This window comes from Dyadobacter sp. CY261 (genome assembly GCF_021440085.1).
Lineage (GTDB): Bacteria > Bacteroidota > Bacteroidia > Cytophagales > Spirosomataceae > Dyadobacter.
In genome coordinates, this window is sequence record NZ_JAKCPW010000001.1 from 1,014,701 (window position 1) to 1,035,238 (window position 20,538).

9 protein-coding genes are annotated in these 20,538 nt (G+C 47.1%); all 9 read left to right on the plus strand.

Features of this window, described 5'->3' with window-relative positions:
• Window positions 1-103: 103 nt before the first annotated feature.
• The 9 genes from LZD49_RS04155 to LZD49_RS04195 all read left to right on the plus strand — a co-directional run bounded on the left by LZD49_RS04155 (window position 104) and on the right by LZD49_RS04195 (window position 20,500).
• The gene (locus tag LZD49_RS04155; protein ID WP_255720947.1) at window positions 104-3,184 is read left to right on the plus strand and encodes a TonB-dependent receptor; all 3,081 of its coding nucleotides are present in this window, start codon (window positions 104-106) and stop codon (window positions 3,182-3,184) included.
• A gap of 40 nt (window positions 3,185-3,224) precedes the next feature.
• Window positions 3,225-4,805 (plus strand): RagB/SusD family nutrient uptake outer membrane protein, encoded by a 1,581-nt coding sequence (locus tag LZD49_RS04160; RefSeq protein WP_234666060.1) that lies wholly within the window; start codon window positions 3,225-3,227, stop codon window positions 4,803-4,805.
• 12 nt (window positions 4,806-4,817) lie between these two features.
• A complete protein-coding gene (locus tag LZD49_RS04165; protein WP_234666061.1) occupies window positions 4,818-6,008 on the plus strand; it encodes a hypothetical protein in 1,191 nt (396 codons plus the stop codon).
• An 83-nt stretch (window positions 6,009-6,091) separates the two neighbouring features.
• Window positions 6,092-8,221 (plus strand): glycoside hydrolase family 44 protein, encoded by a 2,130-nt coding sequence (locus tag LZD49_RS04170; RefSeq protein ID WP_234666062.1) that lies wholly within the window; start codon window positions 6,092-6,094, stop codon window positions 8,219-8,221.
• 124 nt (window positions 8,222-8,345) lie between these two features.
• Window positions 8,346-9,704 carry a glycoside hydrolase family 44 protein gene (locus tag LZD49_RS04175; RefSeq protein ID WP_234666063.1) on the plus strand — a complete coding sequence of 453 codons (1,359 nt, stop codon included), beginning with the start codon at window positions 8,346-8,348 and terminating at the stop codon, window positions 9,702-9,704.
• Between the two features lie 44 nt (window positions 9,705-9,748).
• A complete protein-coding gene (locus LZD49_RS04180) occupies window positions 9,749-10,675 on the plus strand; it encodes an RICIN domain-containing protein (RefSeq protein ID WP_234666064.1) in 927 nt (308 codons plus the stop codon).
• A 450-nt stretch (window positions 10,676-11,125) separates the two neighbouring features.
• The gene (locus tag LZD49_RS04185; protein WP_234666065.1) at window positions 11,126-14,317 is read left to right on the plus strand and encodes a TonB-dependent receptor; all 3,192 of its coding nucleotides are present in this window, start codon (window positions 11,126-11,128) and stop codon (window positions 14,315-14,317) included.
• A 14-nt stretch (window positions 14,318-14,331) separates the two neighbouring features.
• Window positions 14,332-16,149 (plus strand): RagB/SusD family nutrient uptake outer membrane protein, encoded by a 1,818-nt coding sequence (locus LZD49_RS04190; protein WP_234666066.1) that lies wholly within the window; start codon window positions 14,332-14,334, stop codon window positions 16,147-16,149.
• 220 nt (window positions 16,150-16,369) lie between these two features.
• Window positions 16,370-20,500 (plus strand): two-component regulator propeller domain-containing protein, encoded by a 4,131-nt coding sequence (locus LZD49_RS04195; RefSeq protein WP_234666067.1) that lies wholly within the window; start codon window positions 16,370-16,372, stop codon window positions 20,498-20,500.
• Window positions 20,501-20,538 lie beyond the last annotated feature (38 nt).

The following is a 20,538-nucleotide window of genomic DNA, read 5'->3' on the forward strand; positions in this document are numbered from 1 at the left end:
TCTGTTTTCAAATCGCATTGTGTAACGTACTTAAGGCAAATCAATGATGAAAAAAATTTACAGATGCTTCTGTGTTACTGCGCTTATTTTGTTCTCGTGTATGATGGCTCACGCGCAGCGACAACAGGTGTCAGGAACAGTGAAAAGTGAAACGGGAAGCCCGATGCCCGGCGTGACCATTCTACTGAAAGGAACTACGATGGGCGTCTCAACGGACCCGGACGGAAAGTTCGTTATTCAGGCAGCGCCTGAGGATGTTCTTAAAATTTCCTTCATCGGGTACCTGTCGCAACAAATTCCGGTGGGGAATAAGACTCGTTTTGACATCACTATTCAGCCGGATGTCGCTACACTTTCAGAAATTGTCGTAATCGGGTATGGTGAGGCGAAAAGGAAGGATGTGACGGGCTCCATATCGTCTGTTACCGGTGCTGAAATCCGTAAAACGAACCCGGTCACTTTCGATCAGGCATTACAGGGGAAAGTGGCAGGTATGGTCGTGCAGCAGGTGTCGGGGCAACCTGGCGGGGGCGTTTCGGTGCAGATCCGAGGGATTTCTTCCTTCGGCTCGGGAGGACCATTATATGTAATAGACGGTGTGATCCTAGGCGGGGCAACTTCATTGGGTGCTGGTACTAACCCGCTGGCTGCCATCAATCCATCGGAAATTGAGTCGGTAGACGTGCTGAAAGATGCATCCGCTACCGCTATTTATGGATCGCAGGCTACGAATGGCGTGGTGATCATTACAACCAAACGAGGCGCGGTAACACCTCCCCGCATCTCCTACGACTTCTACACGGGCTTTCAACAGTTGCCAAAGAGGATTCCTACCATGAATTTACGGGAGTACGCCACATTTATCAATGAAAGGAACGCCGGTTTAGGCTGGGGATTCGATACCCGGCCGGAATTTGCCAATCCTCAATACCTGGGCGAGGGTACCAACTGGCAAAACGAATTGTTCAAAAATGCGCCGATGACCAACCACACGGTCACCATCAACGGAGGCGATGTCAGAACCCAATACCTTTTTTCAGGTTCGTATTTCAAGCAGGAAGGGATTGCGACGGGCTCTGATTTCCGAAGGATATCCGTCAGACTGAACCTGGACAACAAGACGACCGACTGGTTGAAGATCGGTACGAGCCTTCAACTTGCGAACATCCGGGAGAATGTCAATGCGACCAGTTCCAACGTCATCAATTCGGCACTCAGCCAAACTCCCGACATTGCGGTGAAGAATGCGGACGGCAGTTGGGGCGGTGCGTATAACCCTAACGGTTGGGTGAACAGCACCATCAACCCCTATGCGGTGGCGACGATCAACAAGGACCAGGCGAACAGAAATCAGCTGTTTGGAAATGCCTATGCCGAGATCACATTCAGCAAATCTCTGACATTGAGAAATGAGGTCACCGGTAGCCTCTCAATGGCTACGGAGGATAAATTTAACCCAAGCTACACGATGGGGCTTGTAAAAAACAATAGCAATAGCGGATCGTACACTTACGGTCAAAGCATTTATACCACGATCCGAAATTACCTGACCTATTCACACACATTCAACGACCGGTACAATGCGAATTTGATGGTGGGACATGAGGCACAATTGAGCAAAGGCGAGAATGTAAGTGCAGGCCGCAATAATTTCCCGTCCAACAATGTGCAGGCCATCAGCAGCGGTGATCCTACTTCGGCTACCAACGGAGGTTCCAAAAGTCAGAATGCGCAGGAATCGTATTTTGGCCGGTTGAATTTGGGGTTGTTTGATAAATACCTGCTCACCGGTAACGTCCGCGCCGATGGCTCGTCCAGATTCGCGGCTGGAAACCGGTGGGTAACAACCTATTCGGGGGCCGTTGCGTGGAAGATACAGAATGAGGACTTTTTGAAAAACTTCAAAGATATCAATGAGTTGAAGCTCAGAATAGGCTACGGTTTGACGAATAATCAAAACGTCCGGGACTTCGCATATACATCTACGTTAGCGACGGTTGCCACCGGATTGTCGGGCATATCCCAGCTCACCGAAAACATTGGGAACCCTTATGTGGAATGGGAAAAAACGAAGTACAGCAATATCGGCTTGGACGCCGCCTTGCTATCTTGGCGCCTTAGCTTCTCCGTCGATTTTTACAACCGGAAAACGGATGGTCTGTTAATGCAGATTCCATTGCCCTATTATTCAGGAACCGCAGTGGGCTGGTCTCCCGGAGCATTGGATGCGCCTTATGTCAATGTGGGGACGATCAGCAACAAAGGATTTGACTTTAAAATCAGCGCTACCAACATTCAGACAAAATCGTTGACGTGGAAAACCGATCTGACGGTATCACGCAACATCAATAAGGTATTGAAACTAAACACCGATGGCGCTTCACTTGTTGGATCGCCGTATAGCCAGACAGTGGTAGGGAACTCGATCGGTCAGTTCTACGGGTACAAGACAGACGGCATCTTTTCCAAGAAGGAAGATTTTGAAACCCACGCATTACCGACCAAAAACGGCGCCCCGTTGCCAGTCGGAGCGGCAGGTGGTAGCATCTGGTATGGCGACCTTAAATTTAAGGACCTCAATGGTGACGGAGCGATCGATGAACGCGATCAGACCTATCTCGGATCGCCGATCCCGAAGCTTCAACTTGGGCTGAACAACTCAGTATCCTACAAGAAATTTGACCTGAATGTATTCTTAACCGGTAATTACGGTAACAAAGTGTTCAATCAGATGCGCATGAACGGCGAGTACCCAGGGACAAGCTTCGGATATTTGAAAGCGCTGAACAACTACGCAAAGCTTGCTTTGATTGATCCCGAAAAACCTGCTACCGACATCAATAACGTGTATGTCGTTAATCCTGAAACTGATATTCCGGGCGTGAGAAACGACAATACCAACGGCAATAACAGGGCTTCCGACAAATACGTCGAGGACGGGTCTTTCCTTCGATTCAAGACCATTTCGCTCGGGTACACGCTTTCGGACAAACTGCTGGAAAAAGCACACATTCATGCAGTACGGGTTTATGTCAATGTGTCGAATGCCTTCCTGATCACGAAATACAAGGGAATGGATCCTGAAATAGGCTCGTGGAACCCGCTGAATGCAGGGTATGACAGTGGTTTCTACCCGCAACCGCGTGTGTTTACCGTAGGCGCAAGCTTGCAGTTAACCAAATAGCGCTGAACCTTCATTTGATGAAAATCTAAAATATTGAGCAATGAAAATAAAAAATAAAATGGCGGCGGCCCTGCTTTTCTTCGCCGTATTCATGGCCGGATGCAGTGATAACTTTCTGGACCGGCCCCCATTATCGCAGATCAGTGCCGATAACTTTTATCAGACTACGAATGACCTGAGACTTGCAACGGCTGCCCTGTACGGTGGTAAGCCGTGGGGTGAATGGAATTACAACTGCTACCTGCCCATCGGTGAGGTTCTGAGCGGTAATATGGCCCTGAACTATTGGGGCGATGCGGTGCAACTGCATACTTTTTCGGTTACCGGGAGCAATGAAATCATGATCGCGAACTGGAAAGCCATGTACAAGATCATCGCGCATTGCAATGTTACCATCAAAGCCATTCAGGAAAAGGCGCCGGCTTCCATTCCGGAAAAAGACCGGAATGGCGCTATTGCCGAAGCAAAGTTTTTACGGGCATTTGCTTACTATAACCTGGCCTTGCTATGGAGGGACGTCCCCATTATAGAAGATAATACGGAGCTCATCAATGCTCCGCTGGTGTTCCGCAATGAGGTCAATGACGTTTACAAGTTTATAGTGAATGATCTGCTTTTTGCAACGAAAAACCTTCCCGCAAAAGATGCCGGAAGGGTGTCGACATGGTCTGCACAAGGAATGTTGGGTAAAGTATATCTGACCTGGGCGGGGCTGGATGCAAAAGGCAATGGCCCACGCAATCAGGCGCTTTTGGACAGCGCCAAATTCCACGCCGGTAACGTATGCAAGCAGAGCGGTTTGGCGTTGCTACCCAATTATGCGGACCTCTTCAAAACGCAGTTCAACGATAACCCGGAGTCATTATTTGCATTGCAGTGGGCTGCGGGTACCGGGTGGCTGGAAGGAAACATGTTGCAGATCTATTCACCGGGTGGCACCGAGATTTCGGCCGCAGGGCAGGCGGGTTGGTATTCGATATCTCCTACCTACGATTTGTACAAGCAATATGCGAAAGAAGATTCCATCAGACGTAAGGCCACCATCATGCTCAAAGGTGATTATTACGCTGAGCTGAATGCAGCAGGAGGAGGTTATAAATTTACCGGTAACACCGGTTTGAAAAAGCACATCATCGGCACAAGGGTCGATAACAGCGCACCCACGATGACCTTGACATCATCGACTGAGCATAATGCATTGCTAAGACTTGCCGAAGTGTACTTAATCTATGCAGAAGCTGTTATGGGCAACAATGCCTCGACAACCCATGCGGATGCGCTGCTGTATTTCAACAAAGTGCGTGCAAGGGCAGGCCTGGCCCCGGTAACCTCTATTGATGCTGAAACCTTGCTCAGGGAAAGAAGAGTTGAGTTGGCAGCGGAAGGGCATTTTTGGGAGGATCTGGTAAGGCTCTCTTACTACAACGAACCGAAGGCCATCAAAAAGCTGAATGAACAGGAACGGAACCTGTTTACCTACGATGGGGGTGTGGTTACAAAAGGTGACCCGCTCGCCGCTGTTACACCTGCCAACACCAATACATTCAAATTCCCGATACCCTCGCCGGAAGTGACAGCCAATCCCAAATTGTTAGAAGCTCCCGTGCCTTACTCGTTTTAAAAACATAGAGAAATGAAAAATATCATATACGACAGAATCTGTTTTCTTCTGTTTTGCTGCATCGCTGCGGTCTCTCTGCTACTTTCTGCATGTGAAAAGGATGAAATAAGCCCGCCGGTTATCACCGAAATACGAAATTATGCCGCATCGCCGAGCGACAGTGTGGTGGAAACGTTGAAGGCCGGGCAGTGGGTGGTAGTACTTGGGCAGAATCTCGGAGACGTTTCGCAAGTCTATTTCGGTAGTATCGCCGCAACCATTAACCAGACTTTATTAACAAGTCAAAGCATTGTGGTACAGGTTCCTACGATTCCGTTTGACTCCGTAGCGAGGGATAAGGTGAACATCGTTACCGTGGTGAACGGCAGTGGTTCTGCTTCCTTCACCATCAACATTACGGGTGCGCCTATGATAATGTATGTAAGAAACGTTGCCGCCGCGCCGGGCGATTCGATCGTTCACACCATATCGCCGAATCAAAAGGTGAATATTGTAGGATACAACCTCAAAAATGCTACTAAAATAGCATTTCAGGGGGTGGCGGCCGATTTGGCCGGCGCTGTTTATACCGATACCAGTGTTATAGTGAAAGTCCCCGGCAATTTTACCGGTGCCGATCCTGTACTGGCGAACACAATCACTTATGCCACGGCAGTCGACACAATCAATTATTTCATCCGAATTTTTGACCCGGCAATCCTGGAATATTATAAAGACCCCTTGTTTACCCTGCTCACCGGCGGAATCGGTAAAGAAAAAACGTGGGTGCTGGATCTGGATGCCAAAGGTGCTTCTGCCAAATTCAAAGGTCCGTTGTTCTTCTCGGGCGTCGATTACGGTTGGGATAATCAGTGTACCAAGACAGGAGGGGATTGCTGGCTGTATGACGCAAAGTATGAAAGCTGGATGGGCGCGGTTCAGGATTACGGTACGATGACATTAGGTATCAAGAGCGGCACAGCCGACCCGGTGGCGAAGGTGGTCCAGAAAGGGATAGCCAAAAGCGGGACTTTCTCGGGCAGCTACTTTTTTGATATCAAGACAAAGACCATTTTGTTCACCAATGTCGTCCCGCTCAATATGGGAAGAGATCAGGTTTGGTCAAAGGCATACGTCATCAGCCTCAAAGATGATAGGATGCAGCTGGGTTTCAAGGATCCGAACAAGGCGGAATTGGCAATTCATAACTATATCCGGAAATAATAATAGCGATCGCATTGGTCGGCAACAGGTATGCCTCTCCTCCATTAAACAGGGAAAACTCAAACCAATCAAAAGAACTAACAATGGGAAAACCATTACTTTACCTGGCCAAAATGTGCCTGGTCTGGGCATTCATGTGCTGCATGTCGATCACAGTCTTCGCACAGAACGTCACTATCTCAGTGAATGCGACGCAGGACAAGCGCCTCATTTCACCAAACATTTACGGCCGTAATGAGGGCTTCGACAAGCCCGACCAGTTTTACAAGGAAGCGGGCTTGCGCTTCGCGCGGATCGGCGGTGGTAATAACATGTCGGCTTACAACTGGAGGGCAAAACTTGCTGTTCATCCCGACTGGTTTAATAACGTTTACGGTGCCGACTGGGATGTTTATGCACAAAAAGTAAATAGCAACTTTTCCAATGTGCAGGGCATGTTTGCCTTTCAATTACTGGGCAGAGCTGCTTCCAGCGGGCAAAACAACTTTCCTGACTGGAATTATATGCAGGCGAACCCAGGTTGGTTCGGCAATCATCAAAATCTGGCCGGTGGCGGCACACCTAATCCGGATTCCAACGGACCGGCCCTGGTTGAGGGAAACAAGGATTTGTTCAGTAAGCCATGGCCCGCCGACTCTTCGGTTGGAATTCTCAATCACTGGTTTGGAGCCAATGGTTTGGGGTTCAACAAAGACAAGTTTGTGTACTGGAGTATGGATAATGAGGTAGATGTGTGGAATGGCACGCACGATTGGGAAATGCCAACGTTAATATCTGCCTCAGCCTTCATGGATCGTTATATCGAATTAGCGAAGAAAGCGAAGGCTATCTATCCGGGTATCAAGCTTTGCGGCCCGGTAACGACTTCCGAATGGCAGTGGTACAAGTGGTCCAATGAAAGCATATGGATAGACGGCAGGTATTACCCATGGATCGAGTATTTCATCAAACGCCTTGGCGATGAGTATAAGGCAACCGGCGTCAAACTGGTGGATGTGATTGATATTCACAACTATCCCTGGTATAATAATGACAATGCCCAGGCATTGCAGGGACACAGAATTTATTATGATACACAATATGATTATCCGGGTTCAAACGGCCTTAAATCAAGTACCGGCGGATGGGATAACTCACTTACCAAACAATACCTTTTCAAGCGCTTCGACGGCTGGCTGAACGAACATTTTGGGCCCAACCACGGCATTACATCCGGTGTAAGTGAATGGAGTCCCGGGCCGGACGAGCCAAATCTGGCGTCTGTGATATATGGTTCGCACCTGGGTACATTTGCAAATAACGGCGTGGAGTTGTTTTCGCCATGGAACTGGTTTACCGGCATGTGGGAAACATTGCACCTGTTCAGCAGAAATGCCAAGAAATACAGCGTAGCCAGTGCTTCCTCTGATGAAAATATGGTATCTGCTTACTCCTCCTTGAGCGAAACTGCCGACTCTTTGACAGTGATGCTTATCAACCGTGATATGGCGGCCTCCCGCACGGTTACAATCAATCTGAGCAATTTTACTATCGCCAACGGAAACTACAAAACATTGCGACTGGCGTCATTACCGGCCACGGAGACTTTTGTGTCGGATACGCAAAATGCGCTGCAGGAAAGCACAGTACCGGTGAGTTCCAATTCATTGACCATAACGGTGCCCGCACTTTCTACAACAGCCATTTTGCTCGCCAACGAAAGTGCCCTGCCGGTCAATCTGATCAGTTTTTCCGGAAAAGCTTCCTCCGAGGGGAATCTATTGCTCTGGAGCACGGCGGAGGAAGTAAACAACGAGGGGTTTGAAGTGGAAAGAAGTACGAACGGTGTGAGGTTCGAAAAAATTGGTTCTGTAACAGGTAAAGGCATGACATCGGCCAGGGTGGATTATCAGTTTGTTGATAAACAGCCTCTTTTGAATGCTTACTATCGGTTGAAACAGCTGGATTTTGACCACACCTACTCATTTTCGCGAACTATCAATGTGAAAAATGAATCCGGGATTAAACAAATCGTTTACCCCAACCCGGTCAGCGGAAAATTGAATTTTGACGTGCCGCCTGCAAAAAGGCAATTAGTTGTCCGGAATATGGCGGGAGTCGTTGTGGATGAGAAAGCTGACTTTTCGGCGACTAGTTACGACACCTCTCATCTGCCAAAAGGGCTATACCTGATCTCACTGGGGAGCTACACATTTAAAGTTTTGGTAGAATAAAAGATAACCCATTTTCACTCCTAGTACGCGATTGATTTTCAAACGACGGCCAATCCGGTTCGTCCCAGGAAATAACTCTATCCAATAAATAGGGGAAAAACAAACCAACTAAACAGGATTAAAAATGGAAAAACCATTACTTTACCTGGCCAATATGTGCCTGGTATGGGCACTGTTGTGCTCAATCTCAATCACTGCCTTTGCACAAAACGTCACTGTTTCAGTGAATGCAACTCAGAACAAACGATTGATTTCACCACACATTTATGGAAAAAATGATTTCCTTGACCATTCTGTTCAATTTTACAAAGATGCGGGCTTGCGTTTTGCGCGGATGAACGGGGGCAACAATGCATCAGCTTACAACTGGCGTCAAAAACTGGCTGTGCATCCCGACTGGTTTAATAATGTCTATGGTGCTGACTGGGATGCTTCTGCCCAAAAGATCAATAACAACTTTTCCAACATGCAAGGCATGTTTGCCTTTCAGTTGCTGGGCAGAGTAGCATCCAGCGGCAGTAACAACTTCCCCGACTATGAATACATGCAGAGTCACCCGGGTTGGAATGGTTATAGTCAAAATTTAGCGGGTGGGGGAACGCCCAATCCAAATGCTTCGGGACCGGCTTTGGTTGAAGGAAACAAGGATCTGTTCTCTAAGCTATGGCCGGCCGATTCTTCGGTGGCCATTCTGAATCACTGGTTCGGCACCAATTGTTTAGGGTTCAATAAAAACAAGTTTGTCTACTGGAGTATGGATAATGAGGTAGACATATGGAGCGGCACGCATGACTGGGCCATGCCCACGCAGCTATCAGCCGCTGCCTTTATTGATCGCTACATTGAACTGGCGAAGAAGGCGAAAGCATTATATCCGGGCATCAAACTTTGCGGGCCGGTTAATACCTCTGAATGGCATTGGTACAAATGGGCCAACGAAAGTATAAACATTAACGGCAGGTATTATCCCTGGCTTGAGTATTTCATCAAACGCCTTGGCGATGAGTATAAGACATCCGGTATCAAACTGGTAGATGTGTTGGATATTCACAACTACCCCTGGTATAATAACGATGATGCAGCGGCATTGCAGGGACATCGCATTTATTATGATGAAACCTATGATTATCCGGGTTCAAACGGTATCCGGACCAGCACCGGCGGATGGGACACCTCCCTAACAAAACAATATATTTTCAAGCGTGTCGATAGCTGGCTAACCGAACATTTCGGTGCAAACCACGGCATAACCACTGGCGTAAGCGAATGGGGAACAATGTCCAGCAGCAACCCAGCCTTGAATCGGTTATATATGCTTCGCACCTTGGTACGTTTGCAAACAATGGCGTTGAATTGTTTTCACCATGGAACTGGTCTATCGGCATGTGGGAAACATTGCACCTGTTTAGCCGGAATGCCAAAAAATATAGCGTATCCAGCACTTCTTCCCTTGAAAATACGGTATCTGCTTATTCCTCAGTAAACGAAAATGCAGATTCCCTGACAGTGATACTGGTGAACCGGGATATGAGTAGATCCCGCACGGTTACAGTCAATCTGAGCAATTTTAATGTTGCCAATGGAAACTACAACACATTGCGATTGTCGTCATTACCGGCAACGGAGACTTTTGTATCGCATACGCAAAATGCGTTGCAGCAAGGCACAGCGTCGGTCAATTCAAATTCATTGACCATCACTATACCCGCACTCTCTACAACGGCCGTTCTACTGGCCAAAGCAGCCACCTATGTTACCTTTAATAACCGGGCTACTGGTATGCTCATGGATGGAATGTACAGATACACCGACGGTTCGCTTGCCGGGCAGTGGCATTCCAGCGGCAGTACGGCACAGCAATGGGCTATTGAGCCAGCCGGAAGTTACGTGAAAATCAAAAACCGTGCTTCTGGCTTGTACCTGGATGGCAATGGGAACTCGGCCAATGGTGCGGGCGTAGTTCAAAAAAATGCCAGCACCAGTTTTAATCAGCAATGGCAACAGGAAGCCGCAGGGAGCTATGTGAAGTTTAAGAACCGTGCCACCGGGCTGTATATCGATGGCATGGGTAGCTCACAGGATGGTATAGACTTAGGCCAATGGCAGACAAGCAGCAGCTCAAACCAGCAGTGGTCGATCACCACAGTGGGAAGTTCGGGCGCGAGAGAAAGTGCCCTGGTTGACAAGGAAAATATCAGGATGGTCGAGCCGGGCGAGTCAAAGTTTAATGCCTATCCCAATCCTTTTGTCTCCAATTTCAAGCTTGAAGTGCCGGATTCCGGTGAGCCGTTTGAAGTTGTGTTTTATGACATGACAGGCAGAACGGTCGAAACGACCAGACATTCGGGTAGCTCCAATGGATTGACATTGGGATCTGGTCTTAAACCTGGTTTATATGTGGTTCGGGTAAAGGGCACAACGTGGTCCAAATCAATCAAAGTATTCAAAAGGTAGGAGTGTTTTTCCTTGGCCTGTCTTAAAACAGGGTGTGAAAGATGAAATCGAATATGAAGCAGCGTGAACATTCGTCCGGATGATCGCGCTGCTTCCTTTGTCAGGAAGGTAAGTGTTATGCCCGGCATTTGGCTGGCTCACAGAAAATGAAACCGAATAAACTGATATGCCTATTACAATTTGGTAGCCAAAAGAATCACAGACACAAAATACTTCAATTTTTGCTCAAAAATGTAACATGGACAATGGTTTTTGTAACATAAATTGGATGAAAATTGCACTATGTAAATATATATTTGTGCTCAGTTGTGCTAAGGGGAGAGTTTGTCCAACTAATTCAAAATCCAATACTTAAATGGACAGGGTCTTCCAGCATAAGATTTCAACTTAGTGTCGATGATCGACAGATCATTGTGTGAATGCTTCTACAACCTTTCATTCATTTTCATTATGAAAAGAAAATTACGGCTTTTTTTACAATTGTCATTTCTACAATTAACGTGTCTGGTCGGTGTTTCCGGCACGTTTGCGGCGAATGTGGTTGCCCCAGTAGAATATGGCGGAAATGCGCGGGTGCTATCTACGGATAAGAAACTGAGCGGCAAAATTACCGATGAGGCTGGCCAGGGGCTTCCAGGGGTTAATGTTACCATCAAAGGCAGCACCCGAGGCACGTCCACCGATGTAAATGGGCTATACTCCCTGGAATCTGTTGATGATCAGGACGTATTGGTTTTCTCATTTGTAGGGTATCTGGCCAAGGAAGTGAAGGTAGGAACGTTGAGCAAGCTCGATGTTGTCCTTGCCCAGGATACCAAGGCATTGGAAGAGATCGTAGTCGTGGGTTACGGCACCCAGAAAAAGGCAACGGTTACGGGATCAATCAGCAGCATTAAAGGTGATGCGATTGCGCAGGTTCCGGCCCCGAATATTTCGCAGTCACTGGCTGGACGCGTAGTAGGTGTCAGTATGCGTCCGAATGGCGGACAACCCGGCAAGGATGATCCGGATATCCACATTCGCGGTATTGTAACGACTGGCAATAACCGGCCGCTCGTCGTAGTGGATGGCGTCAGAAGGGATAATATCAGGCAGGTGGACCCAGCTAGCATCGAAACCATCACTATTTTGAAGGATGCCGCCGCCGTTGCGCCATATGGGATCGGTGGTGCCAATGGGGTAATTATGATTACTACTAAAAAAGGTAAAAGCGGAAAGCCACAGGTGCGGATCAGTTCCTCTTATGGTTTTCAAAATCCGACATACCTGCCCAAAATGCTTAATGCCAAAGATTACATGGCATTGCAAAACGAGGCTTACCTGAATCAGACGCCTGGCGGAACAAGTCTTCCGAATGATCCGGAACTTGTTAAAAATTATGATCAGCTTCATGCAGAGGACCCATGGAAATATCCGAATTCCAGCTTCGTCGATGTGTTTAACAAGAATGTCCCTGTACAAAACCACGGATTGGAACTGAGCGGAGGATCAGAAAATATCACCTATCACGCAGGAGTGAGCTATTTCGATCAGAAGGGGATATTCGACCCCGTGGGTTACAAGCGCTATAACTACAATTTGAGCCTTGAAATGGCTGCTACCAAAACTACAAAAGTTGGAATGTCGCTCTTTGGTAGCGTTGAAAACACCAAAGATGTGGATGCGGACGAAACAACCTCTGGTCACCTTTTCCGAAGCTTTTATAAGTTCTTACCTACCCAGAGTCTTATATATCCTGAGGGTGATAAATGGGGCGAATCTTCGGCCAGCACGCCGATCGGAGTTTTGCGGTCGGAGGGATATAGACGAACAAATGGAAACACCTTATTGGGTAGTTTGTTTGTTGAACAGCAGATCGCCAAGGGTTTGAGTGCCAAATTTGTGTTCAGCTATGACCCGTGGCAGCAAAATGTGAAATTGTGGCACGTACCGTTTGTCTATCATAAGATCGACCTTTCACAGAAACCTTATACTTACACCGAAGCGATTTCTCTTCAGGAAGGGAACGGCAGGCCTTTCCGGTGGCTGGGACTCCAAAATCAAAAACGGACCAATTACACCTATCAGGGTTATCTGAACTACAACCGCACGTTCGGAGCGCATGCGATTACCGGGCTGGTGGTGATGGAAGCACGTAAGACCAAAGCCGATTCCATGGCAACCCGTCGCAATAATTTCGCTATCGGGATCGATGAGCTGAGTTTCGGGAGTTCGGACAAACTGGATTACGACAATGCCGGTATTTCGTCGACAGGTTCGGAATTGGGATACGTATATAGGTTAGGGTACACTTATAAAGACAAGTATATCTTCGAAGCCGCCGGACGTTACGATGGCCATTACTACTTTGCTCCGGGCAGCAGATGGGGATATTTCCCCGCATTTTCGGCCGCGTGGAGAATCTCGGAAGAGAACTTCATGAAAAACTTCCGCTTTGTCGATGAGTTAAAGATCAGAGGATCATGGGGTAAGGCAGGTATGCTGGCAGGAGGGCCGTTTCAGTATCAGTCAGGGTATGACCTGAGAGGTGCCGCATATGGTTTTGGCAACGGGTCGCTCGTTCAGGGATCCAGGGTACCGCGCGAAGCAAATTCTAAGATCACCTGGGAGATTTCCACTAAAACAGACATTGGATTCGACCTCAGCATGTGGAATTCGTTGCTGACAGTAGAATTTGACTACTTCCATGAAAAGCGGACAGGTATGCTGCTGGCACCGCAAGTGACATTACCGGTTGAATACGGGCTTTCGCTTTCACAGGAAAATAAAGGAAGGATGAGCGCCAACGGGGTTGAACTCAACCTGGGCACGCGGAAAAGAATTTCAAAGGATCTGGACTTTTCTTTAAACGCCAATGCAAGCTATTCCATCAACCGCATGCTTGAAGTGTTCCAAACCGACGCGGAAGCCAAAAACCCCAACCGTACGCTCGTTGGAAGACAGTTTGGAACGCCTTACGGATTCAAGTCTCTTGGATTATTTAGCTCTTCAGAAGACACAAACGGAGATGGGATTGTGGGTGCCGCCGACGGCTATAACGTCACTCAATTTGGCGATTTACATCCGGGAGATATCAAGTATGCGGATTTGAGCGGTCCGGATGGTAAACCAGATGGCCTTATCGATAATTTCGATCTTACTGTGATTGGAAATCCTGTTTATCCCGCTTTGACCTTCGGCCTTACACCAAGTGTTAACTGGAAAGGATTTGATGTGAGCTTGTTTTTCCAGGGATCCGGAAAGTCCAGCATCAGCGTCAGACAATTTATGACCGTTCCATTTGAAAATAACGGCAGCAACACCGCTTACGAATACTACGATAACCGCTGGACTCCTGAAAATCAGAATGCTAAATATCCGAGATCAACGCCTGCGCCTTATGCGAATAACACCAAGGATTCGGATTTCTGGTGGGTTAATTCAAGCTATTTGCGCCTGAAAACAGCGAGCATTGGTTACACAATTCCAAAAGCACTGCTTAGCAAGTTGAAAATGAGCTCGGCCAGGGTCTACTTCCTGACGCAAAATCTATTTACGATCAGCAAAATCAAACACATCGATCCTGAAATGGGATACACGGACCGTGAGACCGCCTATCCCGTCATGAAGGCGAGCACATTTGGAATTGATCTGACATTTTAATGATAACCGATACAATGAGAGCTGCGATAAACTACTTCAAAATTATAGGTATGGGCATTTTGATGCTTGTACTTCCCGTATCCTGCGATACAGACGAGTTTTTGGAAAATGCCAATAAGGCCAATCTCACAGATAAGACACAGTGGGAGTCTGAAACAAATGCCGACGTTTTTCTCAATGATGTATACAGCGAATTACCCAATAAACTGAATCAAACGGAGACACTGGACTATTTCAGCGACGACTATAATATCAGTCACTATTACACTGCTTCGAACTGGCGGCAGGGTGTAACACAAATCCCGTCAAGCAGTACCGACAATCCCTGGGGAGGAACGCAGGGCCCGACGTATGGTTATACATGGCAGAACTTCTTTGTCAAGATCAGGAAGTGCAATACTTTTATCCAGAAACTGACGGAAAACAAAGCTAATTTTTCGGAGGCGTATTTCAACAAACGGATTGATGAAGCCAGATTCCTCAGGGCTTTCTTTTACAGTGAGTTTTTCGTCCACATTGGAGGTCTTCCCATTATCACGGTGCCTTTGGACAGAAACACGATGAGCCAGGAAGAGCTGTTACAGCCCAGAAAGACATTCCAGGAAACTTTCGACTTCATCGTCACCGAGCTCGATCAAATTGTAAAAGGGGAATATCTGGCAGTTAAGTACAATTTGTCGGACAAGGATGCCGGCCGGGCTACGCTGGGCGCCGCATTGGCGGTGAAAGGATGGATCGAGCTCTTCGGTGCCAGCCCGTTGTTCAATACTGCCGCACCGTATTTGCCGGATCCTGGAAAGTTTGTTCATTTCGGAAACTATGATGCTGCGCGCTGGGCAAAAGCTGCGGCGACAAACAAGCAGTTCATCGATAAATATGGCGACGGCCAGAAGTACAACCTGTTTGGTGATCTTAAGAATATCTTCAGGGCGAGCAATGAGTACAATTCCGAGGTGATATGGGATCGCCAGGTTGTTGCCAATGTGGGAGGTATGGGGTCGAGCTATGAGCAGCGCGGCGGGCCGACTTATGTGTTGGGAGAATATCGTTCTTGGGGCAACTACAATCCTACGCAGGAACTTGTCGACCAGTTTGCGATGGCTAACGGAAAACCAATTACCGATCCGACATCCGGATATAACCCGCAAAAGCCTTATGTCAATCGCGAGAAACGGTTTTATGACGCAATCGTCCACGACGGAGCTGTTTATAAGCAGGAGTGGATGCCGCGCGCCGACACTATTTATACCCGAATCGATGCAACTTATCCTAATCCCGACCGAACCAACCAGATCGATCTTGCCGGGAAAACCGATGTGGGCGATTCCGGATATTATCAGAAAAAACGCCTGAACCCGGATGCAGCACCGGGAAGCGACGCAAGCGGACAAAATTACATTTTCTTCCGGTATGCGGAGATCCTGTTGAACTTCGCAGAGGCCCAAAACGAAGCGAGTGGTCCGGATGCATCCGTGTATGACGCGATCAACAAATTGCGTGCACGGTCTGAACTGCCTGCACTCGCCACCGGCCTGTCCAAGGAAGCCATGAGAGCCGCTATTGCACGGGAGCGAAGAGTCGAACTGTGTTTTGAAGACAAGCGCTTTCTGGATAATAAACGTCTGGCTACCGCAGCTTCGGTGATGAGCAAACCGCGCCATAATATGGTGATCCGGAATTCGGTACCGGCCAATAATTCGGGCGTTTGGGTTTACAGTGTGGAACAGGAGAAAAAATACAATGTAAAGTTTGAGTTAAAACAATACATGAGCCCTATTCCCCAGAATGTCCTCGATCAGAACTCTGGTATCAAACAGAATCCAGGATACTAGTTTCTGTGTGCTATGCAAAAGCTTGCCGTTTCCAGGCAAGCTTCTGCATAGCAATACCTGCGGTCTGTAAGGTTTGGAGTCAGGTTCTACTAATCAATAATGTAACATACGCGATAGTTTATGTAACATACTGCCGATTGTTATAGTATTATCTCCATATATATTTGTTTTCTGTTGTAAACCCTTGTGAAAAGTAGCGAACGTAACAACAGATTTTATAATGACCGCAGTAGAAGATTGTATGGGGATAGACAAGTACAAAGCACTATTCGTAAAAAGCAAAGCGGTATCCTATTTAAATATGGTGATGGGAGCGCTGGTTGTTTGGTCGTGTTTCCTATCTAGTGCATCGGGGCAGTCAGCCAAGCTTTTTAGTGTCGAAAATGGGCTGTCGAGCAGTATGGTCACTGACATTCACCAGGATCGAAGTGGGTTCATCTGGGTTGCTACGGAAGATGGACTGAACCGTTTTGATGGGATAAAGTTCACAGTTTACCGGCAGGATAAGGCTAATAATGAAGGGGTATCCAGTAATTTCATTCAAGTCCTCTTCGAAGATAATGCGGGAAGAATGTACACAGGGTCACTCCATGGATTGCAATACTATGACCAGGCGACGGACTCTTTTCGGACCATACCACTCATGGTCGGTCAAAATAAATTGGCCAATATTCGGATACTGGCAATCTGCCAGCGAAAGAATGGCGATATCCTGGTGGGCACCTCGGGGCATGGCATATTCAAGGTAGCGGGTAAAGGTTCGCAACTGTATGCCAAACAAATACCCATAAAAGTCCCCAGTAATTTTATTATTCAGCTTTTTGAAGACAGTGAGAGGAATCTTTGGGTGTCAACCGAGGATCGCGGACTGCACCGGTTTGTGGATACATCTTTGAAATCCAGTAAAGCTTATTTTGTCTCCAAGAAGATCCAAAACAACATTATCACAAGCTTGTGCCAGGACAAATACGGCCGTGTATTTGCCGGCAATATGGTAAGCGGACTTTATCAGTACAGCCCAACTAGTGACACTTTTCAACCTGTCCCGTACATGGGAGCCGGTAATCTTCCGATAGCTGATCTGACGGTTAATGACAACGGGCAGATATTGATCGGAACGAGGGGAAAAGGAATGAAGTACTTTGACTCCGGATCCGGTAGGATTCTCGATATGAACCACAATGTGGACACTTTTGATTTTGCAAAATCGAAAGTGTACTCGACTTGTGAAGATAACTCGGGTAATACCTGGCTGGGTGTTTATCAGAAGGGCTTGCTGCTGCTGGGCGTGAATACAAACAGATTTGGCTATATGGGCTACAAGTCGGCCAGTAAAAATTTAATTGGTTCAAGCGCTGTGAAGGCGTTGTTTGAGGACAGTGACCGTACCATCTGGGTTGGAACGGACAATGATGGCCTGTATGCATTACCTGACGGGGAAAAGTCAAGTACCCATTATCTCCGGAGTAACGACAACCCTTCTGCGCCCGAGAATGTGATGACTGTTTTTGAAGATTCCGAGAGAAATCTTTGGACTGGGTCCTATCTGAGCGGACTGTCAAAATTGGATCGCAAGACCGGGAAATTTACCTCTTTTGATAAGTTAGCAGACAAGAATGGAGACAATGTTCAGCGGGTCTTCGATATCAAGGAAGATTCAAGGAAAAGACTTTGGATCGCCACGATGGGCTCAGGTATTTTTTGCATGGATCTGCGCACGGGAGCAGTCGAGAACCTGGATGCTTTGGCGGGCAAGATCAGCCTTCCGCGTGAGAATTTTCTTCCCAATAGTTGGGTGAACTGCTTACTGATTGCAAAAGACAATAAGCTATTTATCGGCACTTTTAATGGACTGGCCTGCCTGGACCTGGACACCAAAAATTTTGTATCCACATTGGGAGTGAACAGCCTTCTGAAGGGAGTGGTGATTTATTCCCTGTTTGATGATGATAAAGGTAACCTGTGGGCGGGAACCTCCCAGGGGCTAAAAAAGATCGCCCGCGCCACAAAAGCGATTACTACTTTCGACATGGGGGATGGCCTTCCCAGCAACCTTATCAGTGCGGTGAGGGGAGATAAGGCCGGAAACCTCTGGCTGAGCACAAACCGAGGCTTGTCAAAAATGGATTTGGAAAATAATACATTTGTCAACTTCTATTCGGCCGATGGATTGCAGGGAAACGAATTCAGCCCGGGTGCCTCCATGGCAGCCAGGAATGGAGAATTCTACTTCGGGGGGATCAACGGCCTGACCTATTTTAAACCGGAAGAAATCAGAATGTCCACCAAGCGTCCTGCCGTTCGCATTGTAGACCTTTATATTCATGACAAAGCCGTAAAAAAAGGGATGAAATCGGGTGGTTACATGATTGTTGACACCACAGTAAGCAGTGCGAGGGAATTCAATCTGGCCCATTATGATAATTCGTTCAGCCTTGAATTTTCTACGATGGATTTCATTGATGCAGAGCGCGTTTCCTATATGTATGCCATCAACGACAACGACTGGACAGCGCTGAGAGCAGGGACGAACAGACTGACATTTGACAACCTGGCACCTGGAAAGTATCAGTTTCGGCTGAAAGCAAAATCCAGCAAAACGGATTCCGAGCAAACGCAGGTGACGATCATCATTCATCCTGCCTGGTATTTTTCTACCTGGGCCTGGTTTGTCTACGGCTTATTAGGGCTTTTCGCTGCTGTTTATATTTTTAAAACACTTAAAAACAGGCGGTCGGTAAAACAAAAGATGCTGGCGCATTTACGGCGTGAAGAAGTCAATGAAGCTAAGCTGGAATTTTTCATCAATATCGCACATGAAATACGCACACCACTGACCCTGGTGGTTAGTCCGCTTCAAAAGTTGCTAAGCCAGGATTACAACCCGGAACGCATGCATTTGTATGAAATTATGGGACGCAATACCAAACGTATATTGGATCTGGTTAATCAGCTGATGGACATCCGGAAGATCGAGAAAGGGCAAATGTCTTTGCAATTTTCGAATGTAGAAATGGTGGCCTTCACAAAAGAAATATGTCTGCTGTTTGAGGAACAGATTGAAACCAAAAAAATAGATTTTCGGGTCGATGCGCCTTCAAAAAAGATTTTTGCCCATATAGATCCGCTCAACTTTGATAAGGTGCTGATCAATGTCCTTTCCAATGCATTTAAATTTACGCCGAAAGGTGGGAGGATCCGCATTTCACTTTCGATCAGAGATGCTGTGGGCTTAAATGGGCAACCCGAATTAATGATGGCTATCGAGGATTCCGGCCCATTCATTGATCAACATGAAACGGAACGCATCTTTGACTGCTTTTATCAGTCAGACCACCACCGCGACCATAACAGGTATGGAACAGGGATTGGCCTTCATCTCGTGAAGCAATTGGTGGAGTTGCATGGCGGTAAGATCCGGGCCGAAAATATGGCTGAACGGGGATGCCGATTTGTCATCGAAATGCCGGCCGAAGACGTGGGAGAAGAAATTGATTTCACTGGTGAAAAAGCGTCGGAAGATCATTTGTTACAGGAAATAACAGCAGATCATGGTCAGAAAAGCAAGTCAGGAAAAAAAGCCAGACGCCTGGTGGTGGTAGATGATGACAGTGAAATCTGCCATTATTTAGCGGACGAAATGTCCGGCGAATTTACCGTCTTCTCCTATGCCAACGGTGAAGAGGCCTATAAAGCCATTTTAAAAGAAATTCCCGATTTGATAGTAAGTGATGTGATGATGCCGGTGATGGACGGCATGACGCTTTGTAAAAAGGTGAAGGCAAATCCATTGGTCAACCACATACCGGTCATCTTGCTCACCGCGAAAACAGCGGAATCGACGAATGCGGAAGGATTGGAAATGGGAGCGGACGCTTATATTACCAAGCCATTCAATGTTCAGATATTGATGAAAACGATCAAGGGACTCATCAGGAACAGGCAAATACTAAAAAACAATGATAATGAGCAGCATTACCAGGAAGAATTCATTTCCAAAGTAAACATTAAGGCTTCGGAAGAAAAGCTGCTCGAAAAAGTGCATCTTTTGATTGATAAGAACCTGGCCAATCCGGATCTCAGCGTTGAGATGATTTCTAATGAAATCGGAATCAGCCGGGTGCATCTGCATCGTAAGCTCAAAGAATTGACCAATCTGACAACAAGGGATTTGATCCGCAATATCAGGCTGAAACAAGCGGCTGAGTTGATGACCGTAAAAGGTTTGACGGTTTCCGAGGTTGCTTTTGCCGTGGGATTTGCCAATGTGAATAGCTTTTCGGTTGCGTTCAAAGAGTTACACGGTGTCTCGCCAACCATGTTTGCGGAGAATTACATGGAAAAAGCATAAGCCAGTTTTTGAAATAATCATATTTAACTTTTGATAAT

Bases quoted from the DNA above. Each gene is read 5' to 3' on its own strand.
- LZD49_RS04155 (WP_255720947.1), top strand. From the start codon at position 104: ATGGCTCACGCGCAGCGACAACAGGTGTCAGGAACAGTGAAAAGTGAA.
- LZD49_RS04195 (WP_234666067.1), top strand. From the start codon at position 16,370: ATGACCGCAGTAGAAGATTGTATGGGGATAGACAAGTACAAAGCACTA.
- LZD49_RS04190 (WP_234666066.1), top strand. From the start codon at position 14,332: ATGAGAGCTGCGATAAACTACTTCAAAATTATAGGTATGGGCATTTTG.
- LZD49_RS04165 (WP_234666061.1), top strand. From the start codon at position 4,818: ATGAAAAATATCATATACGACAGAATCTGTTTTCTTCTGTTTTGCTGC.
- LZD49_RS04175 (WP_234666063.1), top strand. From the start codon at position 8,346: ATGGAAAAACCATTACTTTACCTGGCCAATATGTGCCTGGTATGGGCA.
- LZD49_RS04185 (WP_234666065.1), top strand. From the start codon at position 11,126: ATGAAAAGAAAATTACGGCTTTTTTTACAATTGTCATTTCTACAATTA.
- LZD49_RS04170 (WP_234666062.1), top strand. From the start codon at position 6,092: ATGGGAAAACCATTACTTTACCTGGCCAAAATGTGCCTGGTCTGGGCA.
- LZD49_RS04160 (WP_234666060.1), top strand. From the start codon at position 3,225: ATGAAAATAAAAAATAAAATGGCGGCGGCCCTGCTTTTCTTCGCCGTA.
- LZD49_RS04180 (WP_234666064.1), top strand. From the start codon at position 9,749: ATGAGTAGATCCCGCACGGTTACAGTCAATCTGAGCAATTTTAATGTT.